Genomic DNA, 24,890 nt, shown 5'->3' with positions numbered 1-24,890 from the left:
GATGACGGCCGCGACGGCGGTCGCGGCGCGTCCCGCCAAGAGCCAGAGACAGGACCGGTTGAGGCGAAGGCGTCGACGGAGAGTTCGGCATCCGCCGCGCGCGAGACGTTTCGCGCGCGCCGAGCCCGAGGGATGAGGACCATGGAAAGCGCATCGGACTTGGCAGAGGCACTGGCCGCGCGCGCCGAACCGTTCTGTCGGGCCTATCTGCCCGATGGAACGCTTCAAGGAGACTATTGGGCCGTTGGTGATGCCACTGGCACACCCGGCCAGAGCATGCGGGTGCGGCTCGCCGATCGCTGCGGCCGCTCCGCCGGCAAATGGCGGGACTACGCTACAGCGGAATTCGGCGACCTTCTCGACATTATCGCCCATGTGAAGGGGCTGTCGGATTTTGCGGATGTCGCGAGTGAAGCGCGAGCCTTTCTCGGCCATACCGACGCCCAACGCGTCGAACCCAGCGCCAAGACGCCGGCGATCCAACAGAGCGACTTACAGGAAAAGGCCCGCCGCCTCCTCGGCACTGGCAAGCCCATCGCCGGAACACCCGTCGAAGCGTACCTCAAGAACCGCGGCATCCGCCGCTTCGGCCGCGCGCTGGCCTGGCATCCGAACGTCTTCTATCGCGCCCCCAGAGGATCGAAGATGTCGCCCGAACCGGCCATGCTGGCTTCGATCACCGACAATGCCGGGCGCACGACCGGGGTCGCGCGGACCTGGCTCGATGTCGAGCGGCGCTGCGTTGCCGACCTGGAAGACCCCAAGCGCGTCATGGGCACGCTTTATGGCAACGCCGTGCGCTTTGGCCGCCGCGACAGTGTGCTCGGCTGCGGCGAAGGGCTTGAGACCATGCTGTCGGTCGGGACCGTGCTGCCGTATCTTCCGCTTGCGGCCTGCCTGACCGCGACGCATCTCGGCCTGTTCGAGATTCCAGACCACGTCGCCGAGGTGTGGATCTTCCACGACGAGGATGAGGCTGGCCGTCTCGGCGCCGCCCGGCTTGCGCGGCGAGCCCGAAAGAGCGGCCGTCGCGTCGTCATCCACGGCCCCGTGTTTAATGACTTCAACGACGACCTTACGGATATCGGCGAGGAATTCATCTACGGTCGGATGCTCCACGAGATCGGTCCGATCGTCGAGGCCTTCGCCAGGCCCGGCATGGGCCCCGCATGAGGTTGAGCGGACATGATGGCGGGCGACCATGTCTTGATGAGCAGGATGTCGCATCTGACGAAAGGCGAATGATTCCAATAACTCAGCATTAGGCTATCACGTCTTATGCTTGTGTTCGAGGAATCAGGAAGCGAGACGTCGAAAGTGCCGGAAACCACGCTCGACCTCATTGAAGGATGCCTTTTCATGATCGCCGCCATCGGATTTTACGCGGCCGTGTCGACCGGCCTTCTCGTTCCGAGCGATGCGGCCGCTACCGTGACCGGATCGCAAGCGCTCGAACCAAATTCGGTTCGGGTGCCAGATTATCAGGGTGAGCCGGTCCGGTCGGGCGGCTGATTGCCGGACGCCGCCGCTTTGTCCGCGCGAGCCTTTCGCTTCGTCGCCATTCTTTCTAAGAAGCGCTTGCGCGAATAGTCTCGGTCCTCCTCGTTCACGGGCTCGACGGGCGCTCCGTCGATGTCATGGCGCATCGAGTCCGGCTGCGCGGCGGCCAGGAGATAGGACGTGTTGCTGGTATAGACGCGAACCGCCTTTGCCAGATCGCGAGAAGACACCTGGGGCCGGCGTCTCGCATGAAGGGCTGAGCCCATTCCCTTGATGAAGGGCCTCATCACCGCGTCCGCAGCGGACGGCAAGACCGCAGCAGGCTCGGTAAGATAGGAGTTGATCTCAGCGGCCAGGCGCTTCGCTTGGCCGTCGGCCGTGATCGGTCCTTTCGATTGCGCCCAAGAACCTCGCGGCGCGTCCTGACTCTGTTTTCGCTCGCTCGTCTGCGTGGCTTTTCCTGGCCATGTCTCCGCCGGCTTGGTCACCTTCGCGATTCGCGCGTCGTTCAAGAGGGTCTCCTTCCAAAGCGCTTTCAAAGCCAGCCAATCCCGAGATTGCGAACCCTTAGCCGAAGATCGCGCCACCGCAATCGCTTCGCGGTTCTTCACTCACGTTGCGACCCTTCGGGTGCGGCCGCGCGCTCCCCAGCTCAGCCAGGTTTCGCGGGGATTGGTCCCGCATCGAAAGCCACTTATATTTTGGAGACCCTCATGAAGATCGACCGGCTCAAAATCGTGGAAGGTTTGACCGGCGCGGGCATCGAGCACGAGAACGCCGTGATCGCCGCCACGAAGATCGGCGAGGCCTACGACGAAGCGGAACAAGACATGGCATCTAAGCAAGACCTGGATCTCATCGCCGAGCGCTTCGAAACGAAGATCAACGCCGCGATCAATCGCCAAATCCTCTGGGCCATCGGGACCTTCGCGACGTTCACCGCCATCATCCTCGCCGGCTTCAAGCTGCTCTCATAGCGCTTTTGCAAGGCCCGCCTCGGAGGGCCTTGTCTCATCCGGCTTTCGCTCCCGCCGCGATCGACAGCCACTCCCCACCTGACAATCTGCAATCTCCCGAACCCGGACGCTGAGGACCGACCGGCCATCGAGGCCGGACGGCCCTCTTTCGCGGTTCCAGTGCCAGGAATCTTTGCCTGCTCAGTCGGCCAAGGATACGGCGGCGCCTGAAAGGCCTCAAGGACGAGCGGTCCCTCCAATTTCGCCGCCGCTCCGCGTTGCTCCGCAACACCAAAATCGGCTCCTCCACTCGCCGGCTATGCCGGTCGCTCCGCGATCCCTGACCCCTTCCAGCCCCCGCCGTCGCGCTCGTCATCTTTCACACTCTCAAGGAGATGACGATGCTTATCGAACAGCACATCGAGGAACTGCGCGCCGAGCGCGGAATGCCGTCGAGCGCGAAGAGCGTCAGTGGATCATCGCGGAACTCGCCAAGGCGGAAGCAGAGCTCGAAGCGATCCTCAGCGATCCCCTCGAATGAGGGGTATTCGCATGATCGACAGTTCAAGAGCGGGCTTGTCACGCTCGTCGCCCCCCGACTTCGCCTCGAGCCTCCTTGCGCAATGATTGTGTTAGCGGGCCGTAATCAGGCAGCGGCCGTCAAGAAGGCCGTGCGTTCGCGAACGATGGCGAGATTTGGTCGTGGTTTCGAGGGAAATCGAACGATGCGACAATCGCCGGCCTCCAACATCGCATCACGCTGACGGTCCCGATCGGCGTCATGGCTTTTGTCGTCCAACTCGATCACCGCCTCGACACGCCCCGTATCCGGATCGATCACGACATAATCGACAATCTTCTGCGCGAACCTCCCCCCGGATCTGCCAGAACTCCTTTTTGCTCACGCCGCGCTTCGGCTTCAAAAGCGCGCCCATCGAGACCTGGTAGGACACATGATGGCCCGGCAAGACCACCTGGAGAATGCCGAGCATCTCAATTTCAGCCTTCGTCAAAAAGGGGCGTCTTTCGATCTTCAATTTCGAAGACCCCCGGCCAAACCAAATCGACCCTACAAAGAGCACGAAGCCGATCACGGCAATCAACGCGATGGTGTTAAAGCTCAAGTCGGTCATTCTCTGACCTATGAAATCTCCCGCGCTCTTTTCGTCAACGAGAGGTCGTATTTGCAATCCCAAGGGTGTAGATCAATGCCAATCCCGCGCTCACGCGGGACCGCGCCCTAGTAGTGCTGTAAGCGGCACTCCCCGAGCCTTCCCATCCCGGTCTCCCTGCGGCCCAAGAGCGGTAACGCACGTCTCGTCCCGAGCCGCGCACGACCGCGGCCGCATGGTCGCCCAGGACGACAAGTCTCGGCCCGTCCGGGTGCCGGTCGCTTGGGCGCTCCTGCGCCGGAGCAGAGAGGAAGAGAGAGGGACGATTGGCTGAAGCCAACCAGGACGAGCGAGAGCGCGTTGGGCTTCAATCCTCCTCCTCTTTCTGAAAGGCCTTCCCATGGCACAGTTCCAATGCACCGCTTGTGGCGCGATCGAAACCCTCGACCATATGATCCCCGATTGCTGCTCATCTTGCGGTTCATCCCTCGTCAAGCTCAGGCGCGCTGAAGCGATCGCGGCCAAGAATGATGCGTTTCGTCGAAACCTGTTTTTTCTTGATCAGAAGGAGGCGCCCGACGGACGGATGGTCGTGACACAGGGCATCGGCAATCTCGGCGGCGCTCTGATCGCTCTCATTTTGCGGGCAGTGGCCTTGCAGACCACGTTCCCAAAGGATGACGATCCTTACGGCGAACACGACTTTGGAACCGTGACCATCGACGACACCACAGTGTTCTGGAAAATCGACTCCTATGACGCGGCCTACGAATTTGGCTCGGAAAACCCGCTGGATGACGCCATGACCCGACGCGTCCTGACCGCTATGCTCGCGGAGGAGTATTGAGCGCGCCAGTGATGGATTTGACGGCTCGAAGCCATTCGGTTCTTGCCGTATCTCCAGGAGCATCCAAAAGCCGCCAGTTGCTTTGATAGCACTTCCGCAACGTGCTATCATTTTGCGATATCGCTGGAATTCTCTCGATGGCTCAAATCACCATTCGCCGCCTCCCGGACGAGGTTCATCGCGCTTTGCAAGCTGAGGCGGCGCGTGAGGGGATCAGCGCGGAAGAGAAAGCACGCCGTCTTCTCACCGCCGGCTTGTTTCCAAGGGGCGAGATGCCCTTCGGTGACTGGCTGAATGCCTTGGCGCGCGATCTGGATCTGGACGATGTCACCTTCGAGCGCGATCGATCCGGGATCGAGGCGCCATCCTTCGAATGATCGTGTTAGATACCAATGTCCTCTCGGAGATGATGAAATCATCCCCCGATCCAAATGTCTCCGCGTGGCTCAACGCGCAAAAGCGCTCGACGCTTTGGCTCACGACGATCACGGTCGCGGAGCTGAGATACGGCGCCGCGCGATTGGCGGAGGGGCGTCGTCGCGCCGCCCTGGAGCACCTGATCGATACCTATGTCGACGAAGGGTTTCCCGAGCGCATCGCGGCCTTTGATCTCGCGGCTGCATCACTCTTCGCCAGACATACGGCGGATGCCGCCAGACAAGGTCGCGAAATCGCTGGCTTTGCCGACGCCGCCATAGCCGCGATTGCTTTGTCGAAAGGGTTTTCGGTCGCGACCCGCGATACCGGCCCGTTCCTCGCCATGGGCGTCGACGTGATCAATCCATGGCGCGTCGATGACACGTGATCAGCCTTCAGCGCGGTCGCGAATGCTGTTGAGCCGCATGGCTCGTTGTCGCCCTCATCAGTCGCCATCATTGTGCTCGATCGACATGCTCCAGCCGATTGTTTTTAGTCGTGACGCTGGTGAACACCACCGGCTGCCATAGGCCATTCCCGGCACATCTCCTGTGCTGCCGCCGGCAAGCGTTCTGTGCCGGCCCATTCGTTGACCGCCGAGGACGCGGGATCGCCGTTCGATCGTCCTTGCCGCTCGAACGAAGTCGACTTGAGAGTACCCGGCTCGTGCTTACCTGCACGACCTTAGTCCGCCAGCCCTTCCAATCGCCGCGATGCGACATCGCGCCGTGAGGATGCCTCGCAACCGTGCGCGTTCGAGCTTGCGATGTTCTGGGTTTCGGACGCGATCACCGGCAAGGCCGAGAGGCTGCTTCCCTGAGAGCCGCTGCCGTCGATCCGCAGCCTCGTGTGTTCGGAGTCCTGTAGCCCCGATCTGTCATTGCCCGGCTGTCGTCAGCTCCATTGGAACATCCGCGATGAAATGATCGCCACAAGCATGACCTCATCTTCCGTGGCGGGTTTGGAAGGTGTGTCACGGTCTGCGTGACGCTCCCTTCGACGAAGGCTTCGCCGCGACAGTCGCGCTCTCTTCTTCCTCAGCCTTCAAGTCATTCACCCAAAGCGCGGCGGATCGATGCGGGGAGGATCGGAACTTCGTGGGACACCATCGGGAGGGCCATGCAGTCCGGGATCCCCTTTTCCTTGGGCTCGACAGGACGCGCGAGAGCGCGCTCGCGTCGAATGCAAGGCGGGATCAACCTAATTTCCCCGCCCTGACGGGCTCCTCGCCCAACAAATTAGGCTGCTCCTATCGCCTCTCGGCCAACGCCTCGCCTTCGGTGCATTCGCCACGCCGTCGAACCTCTTCGGGGGGACCCGGCCGCAAGGCCCAACCCGAAGGAGAAACCCATGAACGCTTTCCTCAACCCCGCAAGCTCGACCGCCTACCTGTTGGAAGAAATTGCGCTCTTTGGCGTGATGAGCGGCAAAGGCGAGCGCGACTACCGACCGCTGCCGGAAGCCGAAGACGTCGCCGAGAAGGTCGGCGCCATCATGCAGACCATGGCCGACCTCTTTCTGCAAACCCGCCTCGAGGGCGAAGCCGAGGAGATGCTGTGGAGCGTCGTCAATGGTTTCCATCGCCGGGTGTCCCACACTCAAAAGCGCCTCGACGACAAGGCCGGCGAGGTCAAGACCGCCTTGGGGCAGCAGGACGGCTCCGAAATCAAGGATGTCGAGCTGCAAGGCCTGACCGACGAGTGCCGCTCTCTCGAGGAAGCCCGAAATGCCTTCGAGGCCATGCGTGAGATCGCCTCCGAGCACTTCCAGGTTATCACGGGCAAGCCTTGGCTGCCGCGCACCGGCTCGAAAATCTCTCACGGCGCGACGACGGCCGCGGCGCTGGACGGCCGCCAGTATCTCAAGGCCAAGACGCACAAGGAAGCGAATGCCGGCTGCCCCGAGGGCACGCGTATCGCCTTCTCCGGCGGACAGGACTTCGAAGATGTCGACGCGATCTGGGGCGTGCTCGACAAGGCCAAGACGAAATATCCCGACATGGTCCTCTTGCACGGCGGGGGCCGCAAGGGCGCCGAGTTGATCGCGTCCCGCTGGGCGGCCAATCGTGGCGTTCACCAGGTTGCCTTTACGCCGGACTATTCAATCGGCCGAAGCGCGCCATTCAAGCGCAACGATCAGATGCTCGCTGAAATGCCGCAGGGCGTCATCGTCGCGCCAGGCGGCGGGATCCAGGAGCAGCTCATCCGCAACGCACGCCAGAAGGGCGTCGCTGTGAAGAGAATTGGCGCCTAACGGCGCCATCCCATCTCCGAATAACACAACCTTGAAGAACAGCACCGAACCGGGGGCGGGATGAGCCCCCGGGGAAATGCCATGGCATTGATCACGAAATGTAACGTTCTTGAAATAGAACTCTGTGGCCGTCATGCCAGAACCCCCTGCAATCTCGCATAATCAGAGATCGACCGAAGGTCTGCACCATCAAAATTGGTAAGTTAGCCGTCGCTTTGAGGTGCGCGAGGCGGGTCGGGATGATTTCACCTACAACTGGAGATCTGTGATCGGGCCTTTCTGTCGCGAGCATTGCGTAGCGGTGACATGAAATGGAAAATCTTGCCGGGCACGCCGGACGCTTCCTTGTCCGAATCGCATTGCGGGGTGATACTGCAACCGACCGAATCTTTGGAGTCGGCCGCGTAAGCATCCGTTTTACTAGTTATGGCTGAATGGCAATGGCCCGATCGAACCGTCCTGCATCATATGGAGCTGAGGCTGTCTCCGCTTTGCGTATGCGCAAGCGAGAGAAGGGTTTTCGGCAGAGCGAGATTTTTCTCCACGAGACCGAGATCCAAATGCTCGATCGTTTGAAAGCTCGCTTAGGTCTGCCGTCGCGGTCTGCCGCCATCAGCGCCGTGATGGCGTCCACGAATATCGACGCCATCACGCCGACCGTCCTTCAGCGCATGCCAAATTTCGCGCGCTGGAACGAGGATCAAAACGAGGAGACGCAATAGGCAAAGAAAAAGCCCCGAAGCGGGAGCCGCGGAGCATCTTCTCTGAATGATTTGACCGTCATCAGAGTTAGCTCCTTCCAACGACAATGTCAATACGAATCGCGGTTTCCCGCCACGGCCTAGCTTTGCCTCGCGCAAGGAAGGACCATGACGGAAAAACAATGGCGTTCGCCCATCACCAGGCGAGCGCAGGCGAACGCGTCCGATCGAAACCCGATCGCGACCGAACGGGGAATTGTTGCCCGCTGGCAGGCGCCGCGCGATCTCTTAAGCGGCCTCGACACGCAACAAGAGCCGCACGAAACCTTCGTAAAGCGCGCCGCGATTTGGCGTGAGCATCGCGAGGGGCGGATTTCCATCGAGGAAGCCTCGCGACGATCGGCATTGGTCGATAAACCGGCCAGCTCCGGCCCGGTCGGCATGCGCGGCCAAGGCGGCGGCCCCGGTCAGCCCCGGCCACCTGCACCGCGTCCTCGAGCGACACGATCAGCACCCGGTGACAGCCGGCAATATTCCAATCCGATGGCGACGACGGCGGCGCGTGACGATCGCCTGACGCCGCAGGCTAAAGCGCTCCTGCAGGTCATTCGCGCACGCGTCGGCAAGGGCTATGAGACGATCTGTACGAAGGGTGGGCTCGCCGGCGCGATCAGCCGCTCAACGCGCTCGATTGCGCGTTATCTCCGCGACCTGGAACGCTGCGGCTATCTTAAGACATCGATCCGTCGCGACGGACGCGGCTACCATCTGGGTCTCGTTCTGACGATCACCGAGAAGGTCCTGCCGTTCTTTGCCGAGACCAAAGGCCTCGCCCGCTGGCTTGGCGACAGCGTCTTCGGCCGAGGCTTCATGCCCTTTGCAACGCAAACGCTTGGCGGCGCGAGTTGGCCGGCATCGGCGACGCGCACAGATCTTTTTAGCGTTCAGGGTATGACAAATCTGTCGTCCAACAACCAAACCAGAAATGATTCTTACCTTGAGAATTCAAACGGCCAAAGAATAATAGCGGGGTCGGGGCAGTATCCGCCCGATTGATCACCGTTCAGCACGGTCACGACGCTCCATTACAGCCCACTCGCAGCGATTTTGGATCCTGCGGCTGATCCCCTGTGTCAAGCGAACAAGCTCCGTTCTCCAGGCTTCTATGTGTGTTCTTTCGCCGACAATCGGAGCTGTTGATCCGTTCAATTCCAATCTTTCTTTAGCGGCCCATCTTTACCCGATGCCGACCCAGAGCGATGTCTCGAGATGTCTTCGACCGCTCACCATGCAGCGCCCATGGCTGCCGTGTTCCCTGGCTCGAATCCCTGACGATCAATTCCGACAGCGACGGACGAAACTGGCCGGCTGCCATCGACGAGAAGCGGCGAGGTCGACGATTGTTATGTCGAGGTCGCTGGTCCTTCGTGCGCCGGGGTTTCTTCGAGATGCAAACTGGCCTTTCGCCCTCGCTATGCGGTCAAGCGGAATGACGGTTTCCAGCTACGCCGGACCCTCCGCAATTCCGCCTGACCGCGCTCACGCCCGGCCCTTTCGTATGCATCGAAACCCGATCACGAAAGGATCAGCCTCATGTTCACCGTCAACCGTTTCACCGTCCTCGGCAATGTCGGCAGCGTCACCGTCCTCAACGGCGCCACCAAGGTCTCGATCGCCACGGACCGCAGCTTCAAGGACAACTCAGGCAAACGCCAGCAGCGCACTGACTGGGTGCCGGTGACGATCTTCAACGAGAAGATGGCCGCGTGGATCGCCGAGAATGTCTCGAAGGGCCATAAGGTCTATGTGGAAGGCCGCATCAGCTCCGGCTCCTACGGCGAGGGCGACAATCGCAAGTTCTCGACAGACCTGATCGTCGACAAGTTCAACTCGCTGGAGGACTGAGGATCAGAGCAAGCGCGGCGGGCCTTGGAGCCCGCCCCAATGCTTGCCGTTTTCCAGAAAATCTGTATATTCTGAATATATGAACAAATTAGGATTTTCTGTCATGAAGAGCTTCCCCGCTGCCGATCTGACCCGCAAAACGGGCGATCTGTTCGAGGCTGCTACAGTGGCCCCCGTCGCGATTACCAAGCATCGCAAGCCGCGTTTTGTCATCATGTCGATGGAAACGTTCGAGGCCATGACACAAGGCCACAAGACGCAGCGGTCTTTCGAAGTGGCGAACATGCCCGATGACCTAGGAGCATTGCTGGACAGGGGCATTGAGGACTATCTGAATGACCGGTGACTTCCCTAAAGCCGGGCAGGTTTTCGGCTATCACTTCCTTTGGCAATGGCAGGCGAAGCGTGGAGAGACCGAAGGTCGAAAAAAGCGCAACGTTTGTGCCGCTGTTGTCGTCACGAATGACCGAGGCAAGCACGTTGTCTTCATAGCCCCCATCACCAAGCAGGAGCCGGACGACGATCGCGCAGCCATTGAGATTCCGAAGATCGAGGCACGTCGCGCGAAACTTGATACCGATATCCGCCTTTGGATCATTCTCGACGAGATGAACAGCGATATCGTCGAAGAGTCCTATACGCTCGAGGAACGAACGGCGAAGGGCGCTTTCAGCCCGGCTTTCACAGAAAGCATCGTGCGCGGCATTCTCGCCATTCGTAAGGCGGGCAAACTTCGAGTGACAGGGCGAGTTTAATCAGGCGGCCGCACGGCGCGCGGGACCGTACTCTCGTCCCTTCGAATGACGATCGGGGCGGCTATGCCGACTTCCGTCGCGGCGTTCCGGTCTCATCGATAATCCAGCGATCGGCGCTAGGAAGATCATCGGTTTCCTTCGCACCTGGGACGGTCGTCGATTGCTGTTTGAAGTTTGCGACCGTCGTCTCGCGCTCCCGCATCAACTGGCGTCCTTCCTCAAGCCAGTCGGCCGGTTCCCAATCCGCTCGGTATGTTTCCTCAGAAACGAAGGGCACGAGGATCTTGCATAAGACAGGACCGACACCGGTGACCAGAACGTCGATCCCGGTCTTCGACATCTTGTGCCACATCCCGCGATGGACATTCAGGTTCGTGGCGAAGTCGAACGCCGTGAAAGGCTCCTCCTCGCGTTCGTTTCCGGCATCGTAGGAGCCGGTCGCCGTCGGCGTCATCTTCTTTTCGCGAATGCGGGTCTTGCCGAACATCGACGCCAGATCATGGGCGCCTTCGCCGGGCTGTGTCTGACAGCAGATCTTCGTGCCAATTGTCGAGAACCAGGCCTTGTAGCTCTCCCGCCCATAGTGCTTGGCCACCTGTTCGAGAGACTGAATGCCGAAGACAAGCGCGACACCCTTGGCGCGTCCGGTCATGAGAAGATCATCGACCTTTTCGACCTTGGGCAGGCGAGGAAACTCGTCGAGAAAGAACCAAAGCCGTCGTGTACTGCTCTCGCTCAGATAGTTCGACTGAACGGCATCGGACGCCATTTCGACGAAGGTCGATATCCAGGCGCCCGACAGCTCGTCGTGATCGCCGGATCGGGCGATGATCACCGTCTTGGGATACGACTTCCCCTCGTCGAAAATGAACTCGCGGATCGAGAAGACGGGCCGATCCTTGCTGTCATTCCAGGCGATGCTCAAAAGCTTCAGATTGAGAAGATGAGCGAGCAGCGTCCCGCGTGTTCCTTCCGACTGTCGGGGGTCGGCCGAGAGGAAGGCCTCGGCCTCCGGGTAATACTGCTTAGCGACGGTGACCAGCACATCGAGCGGCTGCGTGACCTCACGATTGAGATCGGCCCAGCTCCACTCGGTTCCCCGGTCGCGCATCAGCCGCATGATCATCCCGGTGCAGACGGCCCGCGCTGTTTGGGTGAAAAACGGGATGTCGCCATCACGGTCTGGGACTAAGTGGGCCGACAGCCGGATCGCGCTCGCTTCGTCCTGGACGTCACGGGCGATGTCCCATCGCCAGCTCCGTGCGTCATGCGGCGCTAGCAGGACATAAGGCTCGTCGGGGTCCATGGCCGGAAAGCGTGCGACCATGTCCGGCTTATAGGCGTAGACGATCGATCGATCGCCGCGTTTGACGACACTATGGGCAAGGTGAAGAAGCGCATTCGTCTTGCCGCTGCCGCTTGCACCGACGATCGCGTGAGATTGAACCTCACGTGCGGTGGTCATCCGCCAGCCAGGGAACCATTCGACGCCCTTCGGCCCGGTCTCGGCTTTGGCTTGCCGCTTCAAATCTTCAAAGTCACCGACCGAAAATCCCGACAGGACCATCAGATAGGGCGTCGTGAAAACGCGCAGATAGAACGTCACCAGAAAGCACCCGAGGCCGACGATCGTGGGCGCGATCACAAATGCCTGCCGTGCGTGAACCTTTTCCAAATCGGGATAGCCATTGAACTCGAAGAGCCGCCGGCATTCAAAGAAGGATCGCGGGTCGAGGCACATGACGGCATAGTCCGTCGTCAGATGCATGATCGCACCCGACGCCAGCCGCCAGTATGTGTCATTGAACAGATAAAACCAAAGGGCCACCGACAGGCCAAGTCCCAAGACGATCGCGCCGAAAGACCACGCGATCGGCGTCGGGCGACGATGAACGATCATGGAAATCTCTCATGAGGAAGATGCGTTGAAGGCGCGCTGACCTCTGAAGCGCATTCGCGTTTTGGTCTCCGGATCGGCAGACTGCTCCAGGCCCTCGATCAGCAGCCCGAGGATGAACGCCTTGTCGGCGTCTCCGAGACCGGCTTTGACGACAAGACCGCCGAGTTCGATCTTGTGCCGCGTCTCGGCCGCTCTGCGACTGCGGGCGTCAGACGTTCGCTTGAGTTCCGTCATGACTACTCGAAGCCGTTGTCTGAGACGAAGGCTTTTCCGGCGCCTTTGTCTGCGAACTGTCGGACCCATTGGCCTGAAATCGAGCGGCCATATCTTGCAAAGCGCTTTGGAGCGCGACATCCGACAAATCGAGATCGAAAATGCCGGCCTTCCGGGCCATTTTACCGAACTCCAGTTCCTCGGATTTTTCGGCGACCTTCAGTAGCTCGTCGATCCGATTCCTCTCCGCCAGAAGCTCCTGACGCGATTTGCGCGGCTTTCTCATCGTAGTCTCCTTAATGCACTGCAATCGTCGGTTATCGAATGAACGCCGTGATCGCCACCATGATGTGGCGTCAACCTCGAAATGGTCCCGCGCACGTTGCAACTTGGCAACGTTTCCCTCTTTTCGGCCTTGATCGGGCCTTCGCGAAAGGCGCCTAAGTGGCACGGTCGCAGCACTTTCCGACCAGGCCCGCGGCAGCATCCTGATTTTATCAGGCGCAATTATGGGATTGCGATCTCAATCCCGCGCTGGCATGTCTGATGTCGTGGCTAGGGGAAGCCACTCAGTCGTTTTGCTCACGGACGTTCGCTTGGCCATCTTCCATCTTCGGCAAAGCTATATTGGGCGCTCCCAAGGCATGAGCGTCGTGCGCTCGGCTGCCTATCGCCATTCCACCCGAATGATGGTCGATGAGCGGGGCCGCACCTACGACTACTCAGGCAAGAACGACACGATTCATTCGGAGGTCGCGTTTCCGGATGACGCACCGGCCTGGATACGAGACCTCGCTCATGCCGAACCGACGGCCGCTGATATTCGGGTTTCCGGTCCTGAAGCAGTTGAGGTTTCCGAACGCTTTTGGAACGCGGTCGAAGCGGCCGATCAACGCGCCAACGGGCAGTTTGCCAGGGAAACGACGCTGGCTCTTCCGCAGGAGCTCTCGGCCGAGCAGAATATAGCGTTGGTGCGTGAGTTCGTCGCCTCGGAGATCACGCCGAAGGGCTATGTTGCCGATTGGGCCTTTCACCTTCCCGATCACGCCCAACACAATCCGCACGTCCACATTCTGACGACGTTGCGGCCGCTGACGGAGGACGGGTTTGGTCGCAAGTCAGTCGCGTTGGAGAAGGACGGCGAGTTTGTCCGCAAAAAGAACAGCCAGCTCGTCATGCAGCCTTGGGCGGGCGGACGTGCCGAGCTGCATGGCTGGCGAGAGGCGTGGGCGGATCATGTCAATGTCGCTTTGGCGCGGGCGGGTTGCGAGCAGCAAGTCGACCATCGCACGCTGAGGGCACAAGGACTCCCAGACCTTGAACCGGGTCTCCATAACGGACCGTCGGGGCATCTCGACAAGCGCGGGGTCGATGCCGAGACGGAAGCGCGGAACGCGGAGATCCGCCGGGAAAATTTTAAGCGGCTTCAGGCCGATCCGGGCCTCGTGATCAAGGGGCTTTCCCGCCAGCTCTCAACCTTCGACAATCGGGACATTGCCCGCTACATCCGTCGCTATGCCGGTCCCGGGGACGATGTGGCGGCGTTGATCATGCGGGTCGGCCAGCATCCCGATCTACAGGCGGTTCAAGCTGAAATCCATGACCCGGAAACGAACCGCGTGGTGCAGCAATCGCGCTTCACCTCCAGCGAGGTCATCGAGGGCGAAGCGCACATGATCGAGGATGCGCGGTCGCGCGCCGAGGATCGGTCGTTTCGACCTGACGATGCCGTCAAGGGCAGCGCGCTTGAGAGGGCTGAGCGAGCCCAGGGGTTCGCGTATACGGGCGAGCAGCGGGCGGCCATCGATCATCTGCTACGGGCCGAGGGGATCTCGGTCATGGTCGGCTTTGCCGGCGCGGGGAAGTCGACGGTCTTGCGCGCCGTCAAGGAAACCTATGCCGCCGAAACCCGCGCCGTCGTCGGGGCCGCGCTGGCGGGAAAGGCGGCGGAGGGTCTGCAAGCGTCGGCAGGGATTGAATCCCGCACGATCGCGTCATGGGAACGCTCCTGGGACAATGGCCGGGGTCATTTGAACCAGGGGGATATCTTCGTTCTCGACGAGGCCGGCATGGTCGCCTCGGCACAGATGCAGCGGGTTGTTCGCCGTCTGGACGAGTGGGGCGCGAAGATCGTGCTGGTGGGAGATGGTCGACAGCTCCAGCCGATCGAAGCGGGCGCGGCCTTCCGGGCGATCGCTCACGAAATCGGCTATGTCGAATTGAACGAAGTCCGCCGTCAGCATCGATCCTGGCAGGCCGAGGCCTCCGTCGCGTTCGGACGCGGATCGGCGGATGAAGCGCTCGCCGCCTATCACGAACGCGGACATATCCATGTCCATGGTTCGCGCGAGGACGCACGGTCCGCGATCATCGCGGCCTGGCAGCACGATTGGTCAGCCGGCGCCGATGTCTTGATGCTCGCTCACACCAACAAGGACGTTCTGACGCTCAACGCGGCGGCGCGCGAGGTTATCAAAGCGGACGGAGGGCTTTCCGAGGAGGCGCCCTTCGTCACGGAACGCGGGATGCGGCACTTTGCCGAAGGCGACCGAATCATCTTTCTGGAGAACGACCGCGATCTCGGCATCAAGAACGGAACGCTTGGGACTGTCTTGCTAGCCCGCTCGGGGCATCTGTCGATCGCGGTCGAGCATCTCGATGCGCCCGTTACGATCGACCAGTCGGAATATGCCAATGTCGATCACGGCTACGCGCTGACGATCCATAAGACGCAAGGGGCGACGATCGACAAGGCGCATGTCCTTGCGACCGGGACGATGGACGCGCAGCTCTCCTATGTCGCCATGACCCGCCATCGCGATGATGTCACGATGCACATCGCGGCCGACAGCTTCCGGGGCATCGCACCTGACGGCCCGGGTGCCATGGACGACTATCTGCAACGGCTGTCACGGGAGGGATTGAAGGATACGACGCTCGCCTTCGAGGCGAGCGAGGACTATCGTTCGGCGCGCGCGTCGATCGCCGAGCGACGGGCAGCCGAGATGCCGAACTGGCTTGCTCGTTTCATCGACATTCGCGGTTGGGCGCAACCCGACGAAGTTCGGGCGGCCATGCAGACGTTCGCCGAAAAGTTCACCCGTCGAGCTTCGGCGCAGGAAATCGATGTTCCGTCGCCGACGTCGTCGTACCAAGCGCCGGCGAGAACTGTTCCGCCGCTTCCCGAGCGCTTTAGCGGCATCGTCACGCGGCTCGAACACGTCCGGCTTCATTCCGATCGGATGGGAAACGAGGGCGTCGCACGTCGGGAAGCGTTCCATCTGGCCGACCACGCTCTCCATGGCACGCCGCGCGCCCATCAATTGCGACAATGGGGCATGGATGTCGGCGATCTGGCGTCGCCGAGCCAGGTGATGGCGATCGGACGAATCTTCGATCGCGCGAAGGCGGAAAGCCTGTTGCCGGAGCTTCCTTCGGCAAGCCTATCGTCGCTTGAAGCCAACTGGCGAGAGGTCTTCGCGGTATCCCGCGCCATCCACGATGTCGATCTCCTCGATGCTGCGCATGCAATCCATTCGAGCAAGCGGGCGGAGCGTCTTGAGGCCGAACTCGAGGCGCAGACCGCACCGGTGGCGGACGAGAAGATCGTCCCGGATAATGATGTCGCCCGTGAAACGACGGGCAGTGCCATCGGCGTGGATCTGCTGCGCAACGATCCACCCGCGCCGTCCTATCTCCATGTCGCTCTTCCAGCGGTCAAGGCTTGGCCGGAAACCGCCGAGGCGACAGCGTCGCGTTTGACGAAAGCCGACCCCAGTCTTCACCGTTATGAGGCACGGCTTGCGGCGAGGGCCGGCGAGATTTGGCGCGAGCCGGACAAGGCTTGGGCGGCCTTGAAGCCGATGATCGATGCCGGTCAAGTCAAAGAGGCATCGCAAATGGTTCGGGACCACCCGAACACGTTCGGGCCGCTCAACGGAAGCCGAACCGTCTTCATGAGAAACGATGCCGAGCGGCAAAAGGCTGAGAACCTCCTGCCGGCCTTTGCCACGTCACTCGGTGAACTCGCCGACCATGAACAACGCCTCTACGCCAAGCATCTCAACCAGGAAAAGTCCTGGCGCGCGGTCAACGCCATTCCGACACCGGCCTTGTCCAGTGACGCGCAAAAGCTGTTGAACCGGCTCCTTTCCGGCAACGACATCACCTACAAACCCGACGTCGATCTCGATCGACGCTACGAACTCAGCAAGGTTCTCGATACGCCGGCATGGGACGAGCTGAAATCCGTCAGCGCCGACTTCAAGCGCCGCTTCCCGAGCGAGGATCGGGGACCAGCTGCGTTGCCGGGCCTGTCGAAAAAAATCGCGACGGATGCAGCCCGTTTGCGTTTTGCATTGCCGCAAGCCGAGACGAACGGAATCGACCATCTCGATCGCGAGCGCTATCAACAACGTCTCGCCCTCGATCGCGCTCTCGGCCGCGATACCGGCCTCAGTCGCTGATCCGCAATTTTCGGCTGTAACTCACGAGTCACAGTGAGCCCTTTAAGCCTCGGACAAGGTTGAAACAACCTGCGGAACAAGCCACAGGAGCCGCACGAGTTTCTAAGGGGCGTTGAGTATGCAGAGGGACAAGCTGCGTTTGCTGGCGGTCATCGCGCCGGCATTGCTGTTCACCGGCTGCGCGAGACCGGTGGCCGATCCGTCGCTGGCCGGTGTCGAAGCCTATATCGATCAGCAGACGGCCTTTACCGTCGACAATAAGGCATACGCCGCCCGCTACAGCGCGCTGGCGAGCACCAATCCCAACGCCGTCGATGTCGTCCCGTCGGCGATCCAGAACGAGTGGCTCCTCCTGGTCGACGGCGATTTCAACGGCACGGTCGAGGACCTGACCAAGAAGATGGCGGCGCTTCTCGACTACCGGGTGGCGGCCGATGGTGAAAAGCCACCCTCCCCGATCTTTGTCGCCGTCCACCAATACAATCTCTCGGCTATCGGCCTTTTGCGAGAAGGTTTCGCCCAAGCGCGCACCCGCGCGACGCTGACCGTCGATCAGTTCAATCGCGTTTTGACGGTCCACTATCTGCGGCCCGAACAGAGCCCGGTGCCGCACCAGGACGATGTGATCCTATGATGCGCTCGAAGCTTCTCCTCATTCTCCTTGCGGGCGCAGCGCTGTCGGGCTGTGTCACCAATCGCGACTATGATCCGGCCACCGGTACGATCGCGATCAGCGAGGACGAGATCGCCCCGACGCCGCTGATCGGCGGCAACGACATTCTGGCCAAGGGCGCGCCGCCCGTCGACTTCAGGACCTTCAAGAAGCGGGCGAGCTCGGGCAAATACGCTGTCACCGAAGTCGAAAAGCTCCGCCAGCAGGTTCTTCGCGACGCCGCCACCGCCTATGCCGCCCAGGCGGGCTATTACAAGCGTGCCTATGACATCATGCGCCAGCTCGAGGTGGACAGTCCGAAGCTCTCGAAGGCTTTCGACTTCAACCGCGTCGTCTATGTCACGCCGAAGGAAGCCGGCTTCGTCGTGCCGCCGATCGTCACCCGCGGAACGTCGGCGCTGCAGATCAACGACACCGGCACGAAGTCCGTCGCCTCGGACGAATATTACCGCATCGAGCGGCCGGGCCATCTTGTCGGCGTCGTTCCGACCTGGCGCGACTACCTCGTCCTGCCGCTCGAGGAGCCCAACGAGCCCGATCCGGAGTTCATCCCCGCCGACGACGACGAGCGGCAGATCTGGGAAGCCTATCTCGATGAAGGCTGGCGCGCGGGCGTTGCCCAGGCCGACGCCGCCCTCAAGGCCAACATGAACGAGCTGCGTCGGGATTATCTCGGCATGGTCGAGTATCGCCGCCTCGTCGATGCCGGGCTGATCACGGAACTCGCGATCGTCTGGGAGGAGCGCAAGACCACCGGCGACATCAACGAGCTCTTCATCGGCGAGCGCACGGTGAAGATCGTCGATGCGGCGACCTTCGTCCATAATCCGAAGAAGTGGAAGCCGGTCACCCGGCGCCTTGCCAAGGCAAACTGACGGGGTGGGCCGCGGCCGATGATCGACCTCAGCCTATTCGACGAGGCTCCATTCGATCCGGGACAAAGCCATTGCCCGATCCTGAAGGACGAACCCTCCCGCTTCGACGGCGGCCATGAAGAGCTGTTCGATCATCTGATCGTCGGCGCGGCACTCAAAGGCGCGTCCGACATCACGATTCAGACCGAGACACGGCCGCGCGTTCAGATCCATGGGCGGCAGCACTTCGGGATGGTCCGACCTCTCTCGGCGACCGAGGTCGAAATCATCCTGGTCCGGCTCTGGGGCAGCAACGACGCCTCGGCGATCATCCGCCAGGCCCGCGCCCTCGACTTCTCCTATGAGGTTCGGGTGAAGCGCGGCCAGCGCCAGCGCTACCGCGTCAACGCGACCGGCATCCAGAAGGATGGCGTCAACGCGATCGAGATCACGCTTCGCGCTTTGCCCGAAACAACGCCGACCTTTGAAAGTGTTTCGCTAGAGCTGGAACTTCGCGACCATCTCGTCCCGCGATCGGGGCTGATCGTCATTGCCGGGGCCACCGGCCAGGGCAAGTCGACGACGATGGCGGCGATCACGCGCCATCATCTGGAATCCGACCCCGCCCGCAAAATCATCGACCTGCAGGCGCCGATCGAGTTCGCTTATACCGACATCCTCAACGACCGCGAGGATCGGGCCTCGGTCATCGGCCAGTCGGAAATCGGCGAAGGCCGCAATCTTCGCACCTTCGCCGAAGGCGTCTGGACCGCCCTGCGCAGGGCACCCCAGGTCATCAATGTCGGCGAGGCGCGCGATCGCGAGACGATGACGGCCGCGATCGAGGCCTGCCTGACCGGCCACATCGTGAATACAACGACCCATGCCGGCTCGATCGCCGAGGCGCTGCGGCGCATGGCGTCGGTCTTTCCGGCCGAAGAGCGGGAGGGACGCGCCTTCGACCTCATAACCTCGCTTCAGCTCTGCGTCGTTCAGCACCTGATCCGCACCGGCGACGAGCGCGGCCGCGTGCCGGTGCGCGAATATCTTCTCTTCGACGATGACATCCGCCAGCGCTTCACGTCAGTCCCGGTTGGAAGCTGGACCGATGTCGTGACAGAGCTTCTCGAGGAGCCGCCGGACGGTGCGCTTGCAAAGCCGCTCTGGCGATCCGCGGTCGATCTTGTTCAAGCCGGGCAGATTACCAGGGGCGAGGGAAGGCGCTTCATACCGCGTTCGAAATACGACCTGCTGACTCCGCTAAGTTGATTGTGGCATTGTTCGTTCCAAGCCCTTCGATTGGCGTCAGTAATATCGTCTGGGGTCATCAGGCAATAGTACGGGGTACGGATAAGCCCGCAAGCGGAATGCTGTCGTAGCTCCGTTTTGAAGCACCACTTCCAAAGCCGACTGCCCGCAATCCACCCATCTTGCACATTGGAGGACGGTCAGTTTCCTCTGCTTCGACGATCCTTTAGCGTATATCTCTCCGCCCTATGTGTTGACCTCAAGCGGGACGGTTGCGGTGCCTAGCCTACGTTTTCGACGATCCTCTCACCGGGCGCTGTTTAGCCCCTGCAAGCGCTGATCGTAGTCCCGACAGGCAGCGCTCCTATCTCTTTGGCTTCATGCCGGGCCGCGCCGCCTCGACAGCGTTCTTGGCTTGCTTGAAGTCGGCGACCAACACCTCGAGCGCCTTCAGGTCAGCTTCGAACTCGTCTGGCTTGGGGACCATCACTGTGTCGGAGGCGGGATTGTCGTGGCTATGCGTGTTGGCCTTCGTCATGCCATCGTGAAAGCGGATTGCAAGGTCGTCCGGCAACGTCACGTATCGCAGCATCTGCGTCTGGATCACGTCGCTTCCGCGGCGCACGATGTCGCTGAAGATGACTTCCTCGACCACGCGTTCGTAGGCATCGCGTAAACGTCCGTAGAGCCCCTTCACCTCGAATTCATAGTCTGCCGGGCTGGTGGCGCGCAGCTTGGGCAGCGACGCAGACTTATTCTTGATATAGCCGATGCGCTTGGCAACGTTCAGCCCCTTCCAAGCCATGCCGGCAGGGTCGACCTTGCCTGCGGCGTCACCGTCGCTAAAAACAGCGATTGTGACCGGTTCGATGCCGACCGCGTCGGCCGCCTGACACAGCTCGTTAAAGAAGACGATGTCATGGGTGAACACTACAACCTGCCGCTCCTTCGCCTCCCTAGCGATCCGCGCTGCGACGCGCGCGCTGCGGTCGCGATCAAGCGACGACACGGGATCGTCGACGATGATCGCGCCGGATCCATCCGTCAGCGCGACCTCAGTTAGAAAACCGGCGAGCGCCAGCGCGCGCTGCTCGCCCTCACTCAGGATCTGCGATGCAACCTTCGTCAGCGTGGTACCCGGATCCGTCTGGAACGCCGCAACCGTCTGCCCGCTCTTCCGGGTCAAATTGATCTTGAGATGGCCGATGTCGAACTCGTTACGCTCCTTCTCGAACCTCGTCACTACCGCCGTCGTTAAGTGTGTATCGATCAGTTCGTTGGCGCGCTTCGTGATGCCGGTCGTTGCGACCGAAGCGATCGCCTTCGCGTATGCCGTATTGAGCAGCATCAGATCCCGATGGGTCACGAGCTTTGCTTTATTGGCAGCGAGGACCTTCAGGTCCTCGAGTGCCGCCTTCTCAACGGCAAGCCGGTCGCGGCCCTCGGTGTCTTCGGCGGCTGCCAAGGCTTCCTTGTCGGCGGTCAGCTTCGCCGCTAGGGTCTGCATCCCGGTGAGTGGTGAAACCAGCTCGGAGACGACCTTGCGCTCGCTGCCGTCTAGCCGGGCCGCCGCGTCCTCGATCCGCTCACTTGCGGCCTTCTGGAAGGCCAACAGTGTGTCCGCTAAACTAGCATCGCGCGACCGCACCTGCTCGAGCCTCTCGGTGAAGTCATCCGCGCGGAGTTTCGCAAGTGCGGGCAGCGCCAACTTTGCCTCGACGAGGGCCTGCTCGGCTACGGACGCGGCCTTGTCGAGAGCGTCTTCCATATAATCTCGAAAACGTTTCATGCGCTCTGCGCCCTCCGGTAAAAGCGGCTGCTGGCACAGGACGCACGCCGCCGGGTCGTCCTCGGCGCCGGTGACTGGAAAGTCTTGGCCGGGGTAGGCCTCGGCAACAGAGAAGTCGCGCGCGGCTACCCACAACTGGCGCCAACTCTCGCTGCCTACTCCCTTGAGGGGTTCGTCGTCGAACAGGTCGCCTGCGGCTAGCTTCGCGATGTCACGCGCCGCGATCGCTTTATCGCGAAGAACCGTTAACGCGTCGAGCGCCTCGTCGGACAGCGACGTCAACGCCTCTCCGCACTCGCCGGCGACGGCTGCGACCCACGACAAGAACGTGGCGAGGTCGGTCTTTGCAGTCGATCCCGAGGAAAGAAGTGTCCCTATCTCGTCGATGCGTGCGTCGTTCGCCTCCGTGAACTTCGCGGCCTCCTCGATCTGTTCGTCGGTGGTCTTCGCGTTGACCGAAGCGGCGAAGCGTTGCGCGGCCGTGTCGCGAACCGGCGAGAACATCACCGCGCTCAGCTGGATCTTGTTCCCGGCGGCGATCGCCTGCTCGGCTTCCAGCTTTCTCTTGAGTTCCAAGCAGACAGCATTGAGGCGATGCAACAGAGCCAATCCGAAGGGAAGGAAGCGGATTTGGTTGCCGCTATCGACGTAGAGCTGAGCGGACGCCGTGTCGAAAACCGAGACCTGCATCAGTTGGGGTGCCGCTGGCATGCCAGCGGCCCACGAAATCGCTTCATCACCAGCGCCAGCATCAACGATGATGTCGGCCGACTGCACGCCGTCGCCGCTTCCGTAGACGTCGGCGAGGACCTTAAGCGTCGTCGTGTTCTCGATCCGAGTGCGGCACGCCGTTCGAAGAATGCGAACGAACCCGCTCTTGCCGCTGCCATTGCGGCCATAGACAATGGTCAGCGCGTCTGGACAGAAGTTCAGCGAAGCCTTGTCGGCCAGCCGGTTCACTCCCTCGACGTTAGCGATCCCCTTGAGCGTAATCGGCGCCTGCTTGCTCCCGCCGAAATGCTCTTTCGCAAACGGCACAGGTGCCGGCGGCGCCTCCGCAACGGCGAGGCCTGCCTCGGCCTTAATTATCGCCAGCAACTCGTCTAAGTCATCCTCGGCCAGCTCGTCCGTCGTTGCTAGGCGCCGGAGACAGTCCTGACGCCAAGCCGCTTGCCCGACCGACCAGCCGATGATGTCGTCGATCGGCTCGTTCGCCATGCTTCTCTCCGGTTCGCCTTCGTCTGCGCAAGTGCCGGGCTCGAAGTCGTCAGCACCGTCCCGCCCGAGAACGCCCGTCATCGAGAAACGAGTCAACCCAATTGGCGCACCGGATCGATTTGTGACGTGGCTCTCGGACGGTGCAACAGAGGATTTCGTGTGCAAAGGATGGCTCAGTGCACTCGCCGCTTCCGGCCCGCGGCGGTGGAAACGAGATGCAAAATGAACGACTGCTTTGAGATAGAGCGAGCGTCATTTGGAACGGCGCCGGTGGGTCGTCAGAAGTCTTTAGCCTGCAAACGGGATGCGAACATTCGCTACCGTAAATCCGTGTCCGAATAATGCACGGAGGCTACGATGGGTCGGCAGTTGCTGTTTGATGGCGGACCTTGGAATGGAATCAGGATTTCATACTCGTCGTCGAAGCGATCTCAACTGAAAACATTCCGAAATGACGCGCGTTGCGTGTGACCACGATCAGATCGTGAGCCTTCGCCGTCCCGGCAATCAGGGCATCGGCCATCCCAGGCGCATTACCGGCCGAGATCGCTTCGGCTTCCAGGCGGCCGCCAAGTTGTGCCGTCTCCAAATCGACGCTCAGGATCTTGTCATCGAAGCCTTTGACCAGGCCGGAGACCCAACCGCTAAGGCTTGCGGCTTTCGCGGTCGCTCCACGACGATTGAGCCGCTCGATGCCCTTCTCGAGTTCATGGATGCTGACGACCGACAAAAAAAGGCGCCCTTCTTGATCGGCCTTTTCCAACCAGGCATTGGCCTCGGCCGACAAGTCTGTCCGACCGGGTGCTAGCATCGAAATCACGTCGGTATCGAGGAGAAACCCTTTCACAGTTCGGCGTCCCTTGAGGGCGCCGAATTTCGTTCGAAGAGATCGTCGTCACCGGGAAATGTCCGAAGATAGTCGAGAAGGCCGGATTGGCGTCGCCCCATCGCATGTTGAGCAAGCTCCGCAGCCTCGATGGACACCAACGCCGCGACTGGTTTGCCATGGCGGGTGATGGTGACGAATTCGCCGGCGATCGCCTGATCGACCAAATTCGAAAACCCTGCCTTAGCGTCCTTCAAGCTGATGACAGACATTATCGGATTCCTTGACATTGTGGTCACATATGACCACTATCAACTTGTGCGAATTCGAATGCAAGGCGCGGTTTTCGCGAAGGTATTTACGATCGGCGGCATCGCCGATCCTGCCTCATTCCCTCCACCCGCCTTTGCCATGACGGGTTGCATTCACTGGACTGGAGGATATCGATGCGACGAACCGTTTTGAGCCTATTGGGGATGACGGCCATCGCGTTTTCGGCAAGCGTCTGTGGTGCGACCGCCGAGGACGCTGAAAAGCCGCGCGGCGAGCACATTCCGCACACGGCGGTTTGGGTCGAGCTGGCGCCTGCTTCGAAGTATTTCGATCCAGACAGCAGGTATGGAGATGTTTACGGGGACGAGGAAGCTGTCTTCATCACGCACGTAGAGGGAGCGCCTCTACCAGAAACGGTCGGTGACCAAGCTTACACGCCAAAAGTTGGCGATTTGATAGAGTGGGCGGAGGTCAGTGACATCTACGATGTCGAAAAGCTCATGAAAAATATGAAACGCGCACATAAATACCAAGATAAAGCAACACTCAATGTTATAAGAGGAGAGCGGAGGCTGATGGTTATAGTTGATTTTGATTAGGAGAGAGGCATGGCTTCGATGCGCTGGGCAAGGCCTTATCGGAAACCGCCCAATCATCTGACAGATCGCGAATATCGCCTGCGCAAGCGGGTTTTCTGGACGCTCTATTTTGTCATCGGCACGCCCTTTTATGCCTCGCTCGGCCTCTGCATGATGGCGCTCGCTCCGATCATCATGGCTATCGGGTTGCTGCCTCACGTCATCGGCACCTGGAGCCACCAGACTTTCGAGACGAAGGTGCTTTTGATCGGAGCCGCGACCTACCTCGTCGGAGGTTTCTCTGTCATCGAATTCATCAAGGCCTTCTATTTGAAGGACAAGGAATTTTGAGATTGGCTCGACAGAGCGTTCGTAATGAATAAGGGCGGCGCCGAGGTGACACCGC

The 24,890-nt window shown here is 60.9% G+C and carries 27 protein-coding genes; 18 read left to right on the top strand and 9 right to left on the bottom strand.

All coding sequences use genetic code 11. The features are described from left to right. Positions 1-141: 141 nt before the first annotated feature. Together B9A15_RS10690 and B9A15_RS22960 are read left to right on the top strand one after the other, a co-directional pair. Positions 142-1,173: a DUF7146 domain-containing protein gene (locus B9A15_RS10690; RefSeq protein WP_170923258.1), complete on the top strand. Its 1,032-nt coding sequence runs from the start codon at positions 142-144 to the stop codon at positions 1,171-1,173. Positions 1,174-1,359: 186 nt separating this feature from the next. After that, entirely contained in the window at positions 1,360-1,512 is a 153-nt protein-coding gene (locus tag B9A15_RS22960; RefSeq protein ID WP_170923257.1) for a hypothetical protein, read from the top strand. Here B9A15_RS22960 and B9A15_RS10680 read toward each other — a convergent pair. Continuing rightward, entirely contained in the window at positions 1,482-2,012 is a 531-nt protein-coding gene (locus B9A15_RS10680) for a ProQ/FINO family protein (protein WP_170923256.1), read from the bottom strand. The genes B9A15_RS22960 and B9A15_RS10680 overlap by 31 nt on opposite strands. 201 nt (positions 2,013-2,213) lie before the next feature. On the opposite strand from B9A15_RS10680, the gene B9A15_RS10675 reads away from it, so the two are divergent. Then, on the top strand, positions 2,214-2,477 hold the full coding sequence (locus B9A15_RS10675; protein ID WP_139798331.1) for a hypothetical protein: 264 nt from the start codon (positions 2,214-2,216) through the stop codon (positions 2,475-2,477). A 625-nt stretch (positions 2,478-3,102) separates the two neighbouring features. Here the strand turns inward: B9A15_RS10675 and B9A15_RS23820 are convergent. Continuing rightward, a complete protein-coding gene (locus B9A15_RS23820) occupies positions 3,103-3,297 on the bottom strand; it encodes a PDDEXK family nuclease (protein WP_170923255.1) in 195 nt (64 codons plus the stop codon). Next, positions 3,236-3,589, bottom strand: a complete 354-nt coding sequence (locus tag B9A15_RS22520; protein ID WP_139798330.1) for a hypothetical protein — start codon at positions 3,587-3,589, stop codon at positions 3,236-3,238. Before B9A15_RS22520 ends, B9A15_RS23820 begins: the two co-directional genes overlap by 62 nt. Before the next feature lie 430 nt (positions 3,590-4,019). Here B9A15_RS22520 and B9A15_RS10665 point away from each other — a divergent pair, with 430 nt between their 5' ends. The 9 genes from B9A15_RS10665 (at position 4,020) to B9A15_RS10625 (ending at position 10,446) form a co-directional block, all read left to right on the top strand. Then, complete coding sequence (locus B9A15_RS10665) at positions 4,020-4,415, top strand: DUF3768 domain-containing protein (protein WP_084410164.1); 396 nt, start codon at positions 4,020-4,022, stop codon at positions 4,413-4,415. Positions 4,416-4,552: 137 nt separating this feature from the next. Continuing rightward, positions 4,553-4,792 carry a FitA-like ribbon-helix-helix domain-containing protein gene (locus B9A15_RS10660; RefSeq protein WP_139798329.1) on the top strand — a complete coding sequence of 80 codons (240 nt, stop codon included), beginning with the start codon at positions 4,553-4,555 and terminating at the stop codon, positions 4,790-4,792. Beyond that, a complete protein-coding gene (locus tag B9A15_RS10655; RefSeq protein ID WP_084410049.1) occupies positions 4,789-5,220 on the top strand; it encodes a type II toxin-antitoxin system VapC family toxin in 432 nt (143 codons plus the stop codon). Before B9A15_RS10660 ends, B9A15_RS10655 begins: the two co-directional genes overlap by 4 nt. A gap of 962 nt (positions 5,221-6,182) precedes the next feature. Continuing rightward, a complete protein-coding gene (locus tag B9A15_RS10650; RefSeq protein ID WP_084410048.1) occupies positions 6,183-7,085 on the top strand; it encodes a DUF2493 domain-containing protein in 903 nt (300 codons plus the stop codon). Between the two features lie 440 nt (positions 7,086-7,525). Further along, positions 7,526-7,807 carry a hypothetical protein gene (locus tag B9A15_RS23155; RefSeq protein WP_139798328.1) on the top strand — a complete coding sequence of 94 codons (282 nt, stop codon included), beginning with the start codon at positions 7,526-7,528 and terminating at the stop codon, positions 7,805-7,807. Between the two features lie 147 nt (positions 7,808-7,954). Next, positions 7,955-8,842 (top strand): helix-turn-helix domain-containing protein, encoded by an 888-nt coding sequence (locus B9A15_RS10640; RefSeq protein WP_084410046.1) that lies wholly within the window; start codon positions 7,955-7,957, stop codon positions 8,840-8,842. A 537-nt stretch (positions 8,843-9,379) separates the two neighbouring features. Continuing rightward, positions 9,380-9,691, top strand: coding sequence for a single-stranded DNA-binding protein (locus B9A15_RS10635; protein ID WP_084410045.1), 312 nt, complete (start codon positions 9,380-9,382; stop codon positions 9,689-9,691). 103 nt (positions 9,692-9,794) lie between these two features. Then, the gene (locus B9A15_RS10630) at positions 9,795-10,037 is read left to right on the top strand and encodes a type II toxin-antitoxin system prevent-host-death family antitoxin (RefSeq protein WP_084410044.1); all 243 of its coding nucleotides are present in this window, start codon (positions 9,795-9,797) and stop codon (positions 10,035-10,037) included. Continuing rightward, positions 10,027-10,446, top strand: a complete 420-nt coding sequence (locus B9A15_RS10625; RefSeq protein ID WP_084410043.1) for a type II toxin-antitoxin system PemK/MazF family toxin — start codon at positions 10,027-10,029, stop codon at positions 10,444-10,446. Before B9A15_RS10630 ends, B9A15_RS10625 begins: the two co-directional genes overlap by 11 nt. A 61-nt stretch (positions 10,447-10,507) precedes the next feature. Here B9A15_RS10625 and B9A15_RS10620 read toward each other — a convergent pair whose 3' ends face one another. The 3 genes from B9A15_RS10620 to B9A15_RS10610 are packed head-to-tail and all read right to left on the bottom strand — an operon-like array spanning position 10,508 to position 12,947. Continuing rightward, a complete protein-coding gene (locus B9A15_RS10620; protein WP_084410042.1) occupies positions 10,508-12,346 on the bottom strand; it encodes a type IV secretion system DNA-binding domain-containing protein in 1,839 nt (612 codons plus the stop codon). Positions 12,347-12,355: 9 nt separating this feature from the next. Further along, entirely contained in the window at positions 12,356-12,580 is a 225-nt protein-coding gene (locus B9A15_RS10615; RefSeq protein WP_084410041.1) for a conjugal transfer protein TraD, read from the bottom strand. Then, the gene (locus tag B9A15_RS10610; protein ID WP_170923253.1) at positions 12,555-12,947 is read right to left on the bottom strand and encodes a TraC family protein; all 393 of its coding nucleotides are present in this window, start codon (positions 12,945-12,947) and stop codon (positions 12,555-12,557) included. Before B9A15_RS10610 ends, B9A15_RS10615 begins: the two co-directional genes overlap by 26 nt. A gap of 208 nt (positions 12,948-13,155) precedes the next feature. Here B9A15_RS10610 and traA point away from each other — a divergent pair, with 208 nt between their 5' ends. The 4 genes from traA to B9A15_RS10590 all read left to right on the top strand — a co-directional run bounded on the left by traA (position 13,156) and on the right by B9A15_RS10590 (position 19,821). Beyond that, positions 13,156-17,025, top strand: coding sequence for a Ti-type conjugative transfer relaxase TraA (gene traA / locus B9A15_RS10605; RefSeq protein WP_170923252.1), 3,870 nt, complete (start codon positions 13,156-13,158; stop codon positions 17,023-17,025). 118 nt (positions 17,026-17,143) lie between these two features. Next, on the top strand, positions 17,144-17,659 hold the full coding sequence (locus B9A15_RS10600) for a DotD/TraH family lipoprotein (RefSeq protein WP_084410038.1): 516 nt from the start codon (positions 17,144-17,146) through the stop codon (positions 17,657-17,659). Beyond that, a complete protein-coding gene (locus B9A15_RS10595) occupies positions 17,656-18,573 on the top strand; it encodes a type IV secretory system conjugative DNA transfer family protein (protein ID WP_244556898.1) in 918 nt (305 codons plus the stop codon). Before B9A15_RS10600 ends, B9A15_RS10595 begins: the two co-directional genes overlap by 4 nt. Positions 18,574-18,591: 18 nt before the next feature. Next, positions 18,592-19,821 carry a type IV pilus twitching motility protein PilT gene (locus B9A15_RS10590; protein ID WP_084410037.1) on the top strand — a complete coding sequence of 410 codons (1,230 nt, stop codon included), beginning with the start codon at positions 18,592-18,594 and terminating at the stop codon, positions 19,819-19,821. A 343-nt stretch (positions 19,822-20,164) separates the two neighbouring features. Here the strand turns inward: B9A15_RS10590 and B9A15_RS10585 are convergent, their stop codons facing one another. From B9A15_RS10585 to B9A15_RS10575, 3 genes are all read right to left on the bottom strand, one after another. After that, positions 20,165-22,807, bottom strand: a complete 2,643-nt coding sequence (locus B9A15_RS10585; RefSeq protein WP_084410162.1) for an AAA family ATPase — start codon at positions 22,805-22,807, stop codon at positions 20,165-20,167. A 400-nt stretch (positions 22,808-23,207) separates the two neighbouring features. Then, entirely contained in the window at positions 23,208-23,654 is a 447-nt protein-coding gene (locus B9A15_RS10580; RefSeq protein ID WP_084410036.1) for a type II toxin-antitoxin system VapC family toxin, read from the bottom strand. Next, entirely contained in the window at positions 23,651-23,905 is a 255-nt protein-coding gene (locus B9A15_RS10575; protein WP_084410035.1) for a type II toxin-antitoxin system Phd/YefM family antitoxin, read from the bottom strand. Before B9A15_RS10575 ends, B9A15_RS10580 begins: the two co-directional genes overlap by 4 nt. A 174-nt stretch (positions 23,906-24,079) precedes the next feature. Between B9A15_RS10575 and B9A15_RS10570 the strand changes: the two genes are divergently transcribed. Together B9A15_RS10570 and B9A15_RS10565 are read left to right on the top strand one after the other, a co-directional pair. After that, positions 24,080-24,505: a hypothetical protein gene (locus B9A15_RS10570; RefSeq protein WP_139798327.1), complete on the top strand. Its 426-nt coding sequence runs from the start codon at positions 24,080-24,082 to the stop codon at positions 24,503-24,505. A 9-nt stretch (positions 24,506-24,514) separates the two neighbouring features. Further along, positions 24,515-24,835, top strand: coding sequence for a hypothetical protein (locus B9A15_RS10565; protein WP_084410033.1), 321 nt, complete (start codon positions 24,515-24,517; stop codon positions 24,833-24,835). Positions 24,836-24,890 lie beyond the last annotated feature (55 nt).

Source organism: Fulvimarina manganoxydans, from assembly GCF_900176465.1.
Lineage (GTDB): Bacteria > Pseudomonadota > Alphaproteobacteria > Rhizobiales > Rhizobiaceae > Fulvimarina > Fulvimarina manganoxydans.
Note: the sequence above shows the minus strand (reverse complement) of the source record. Positions and strands in the feature narration are given on the sequence as shown.

Bases quoted from the DNA above. Each gene is read 5' to 3' on its own strand.
- B9A15_RS10690 (WP_170923258.1), top strand. From the start codon at position 142: ATGGAAAGCGCATCGGACTTGGCAGAGGCACTGGCCGCGCGCGCCGAA.
- B9A15_RS22960 (WP_170923257.1), top strand. From the start codon at position 1,360: ATGATCGCCGCCATCGGATTTTACGCGGCCGTGTCGACCGGCCTTCTC.
- B9A15_RS10675 (WP_139798331.1), top strand. From the start codon at position 2,214: ATGAAGATCGACCGGCTCAAAATCGTGGAAGGTTTGACCGGCGCGGGC.
- B9A15_RS22520 (WP_139798330.1), bottom strand. From the start codon at position 3,589: ATGACCGACTTGAGCTTTAACACCATCGCGTTGATTGCCGTGATCGGC.
- B9A15_RS10665 (WP_084410164.1), top strand. From the start codon at position 4,020: ATGATCCCCGATTGCTGCTCATCTTGCGGTTCATCCCTCGTCAAGCTC.
- B9A15_RS10660 (WP_139798329.1), top strand. From the start codon at position 4,553: ATGGCTCAAATCACCATTCGCCGCCTCCCGGACGAGGTTCATCGCGCT.
- B9A15_RS10655 (WP_084410049.1), top strand. From the start codon at position 4,789: ATGATCGTGTTAGATACCAATGTCCTCTCGGAGATGATGAAATCATCC.
- B9A15_RS10650 (WP_084410048.1), top strand. From the start codon at position 6,183: ATGAACGCTTTCCTCAACCCCGCAAGCTCGACCGCCTACCTGTTGGAA.
- B9A15_RS23155 (WP_139798328.1), top strand. From the start codon at position 7,526: ATGGCCCGATCGAACCGTCCTGCATCATATGGAGCTGAGGCTGTCTCC.
- B9A15_RS10640 (WP_084410046.1), top strand. From the start codon at position 7,955: ATGACGGAAAAACAATGGCGTTCGCCCATCACCAGGCGAGCGCAGGCG.
- B9A15_RS10635 (WP_084410045.1), top strand. From the start codon at position 9,380: ATGTTCACCGTCAACCGTTTCACCGTCCTCGGCAATGTCGGCAGCGTC.
- B9A15_RS10630 (WP_084410044.1), top strand. From the start codon at position 9,795: ATGAAGAGCTTCCCCGCTGCCGATCTGACCCGCAAAACGGGCGATCTG.
- B9A15_RS10625 (WP_084410043.1), top strand. From the start codon at position 10,027: ATGACCGGTGACTTCCCTAAAGCCGGGCAGGTTTTCGGCTATCACTTC.
- B9A15_RS10620 (WP_084410042.1), bottom strand. From the start codon at position 12,346: ATGATCGTTCATCGTCGCCCGACGCCGATCGCGTGGTCTTTCGGCGCG.
- B9A15_RS10615 (WP_084410041.1), bottom strand. From the start codon at position 12,580: ATGACGGAACTCAAGCGAACGTCTGACGCCCGCAGTCGCAGAGCGGCC.
- B9A15_RS10600 (WP_084410038.1), top strand. From the start codon at position 17,144: ATGCAGAGGGACAAGCTGCGTTTGCTGGCGGTCATCGCGCCGGCATTG.
- B9A15_RS10595 (WP_244556898.1), top strand. From the start codon at position 17,656: ATGATGCGCTCGAAGCTTCTCCTCATTCTCCTTGCGGGCGCAGCGCTG.
- B9A15_RS10590 (WP_084410037.1), top strand. From the start codon at position 18,592: ATGATCGACCTCAGCCTATTCGACGAGGCTCCATTCGATCCGGGACAA.
- B9A15_RS10585 (WP_084410162.1), bottom strand. From the start codon at position 22,807: ATGGCGAACGAGCCGATCGACGACATCATCGGCTGGTCGGTCGGGCAA.
- B9A15_RS10575 (WP_084410035.1), bottom strand. From the start codon at position 23,905: ATGTCTGTCATCAGCTTGAAGGACGCTAAGGCAGGGTTTTCGAATTTG.
- B9A15_RS10570 (WP_139798327.1), top strand. From the start codon at position 24,080: ATGCGACGAACCGTTTTGAGCCTATTGGGGATGACGGCCATCGCGTTT.
- B9A15_RS10565 (WP_084410033.1), top strand. From the start codon at position 24,515: ATGGCTTCGATGCGCTGGGCAAGGCCTTATCGGAAACCGCCCAATCAT.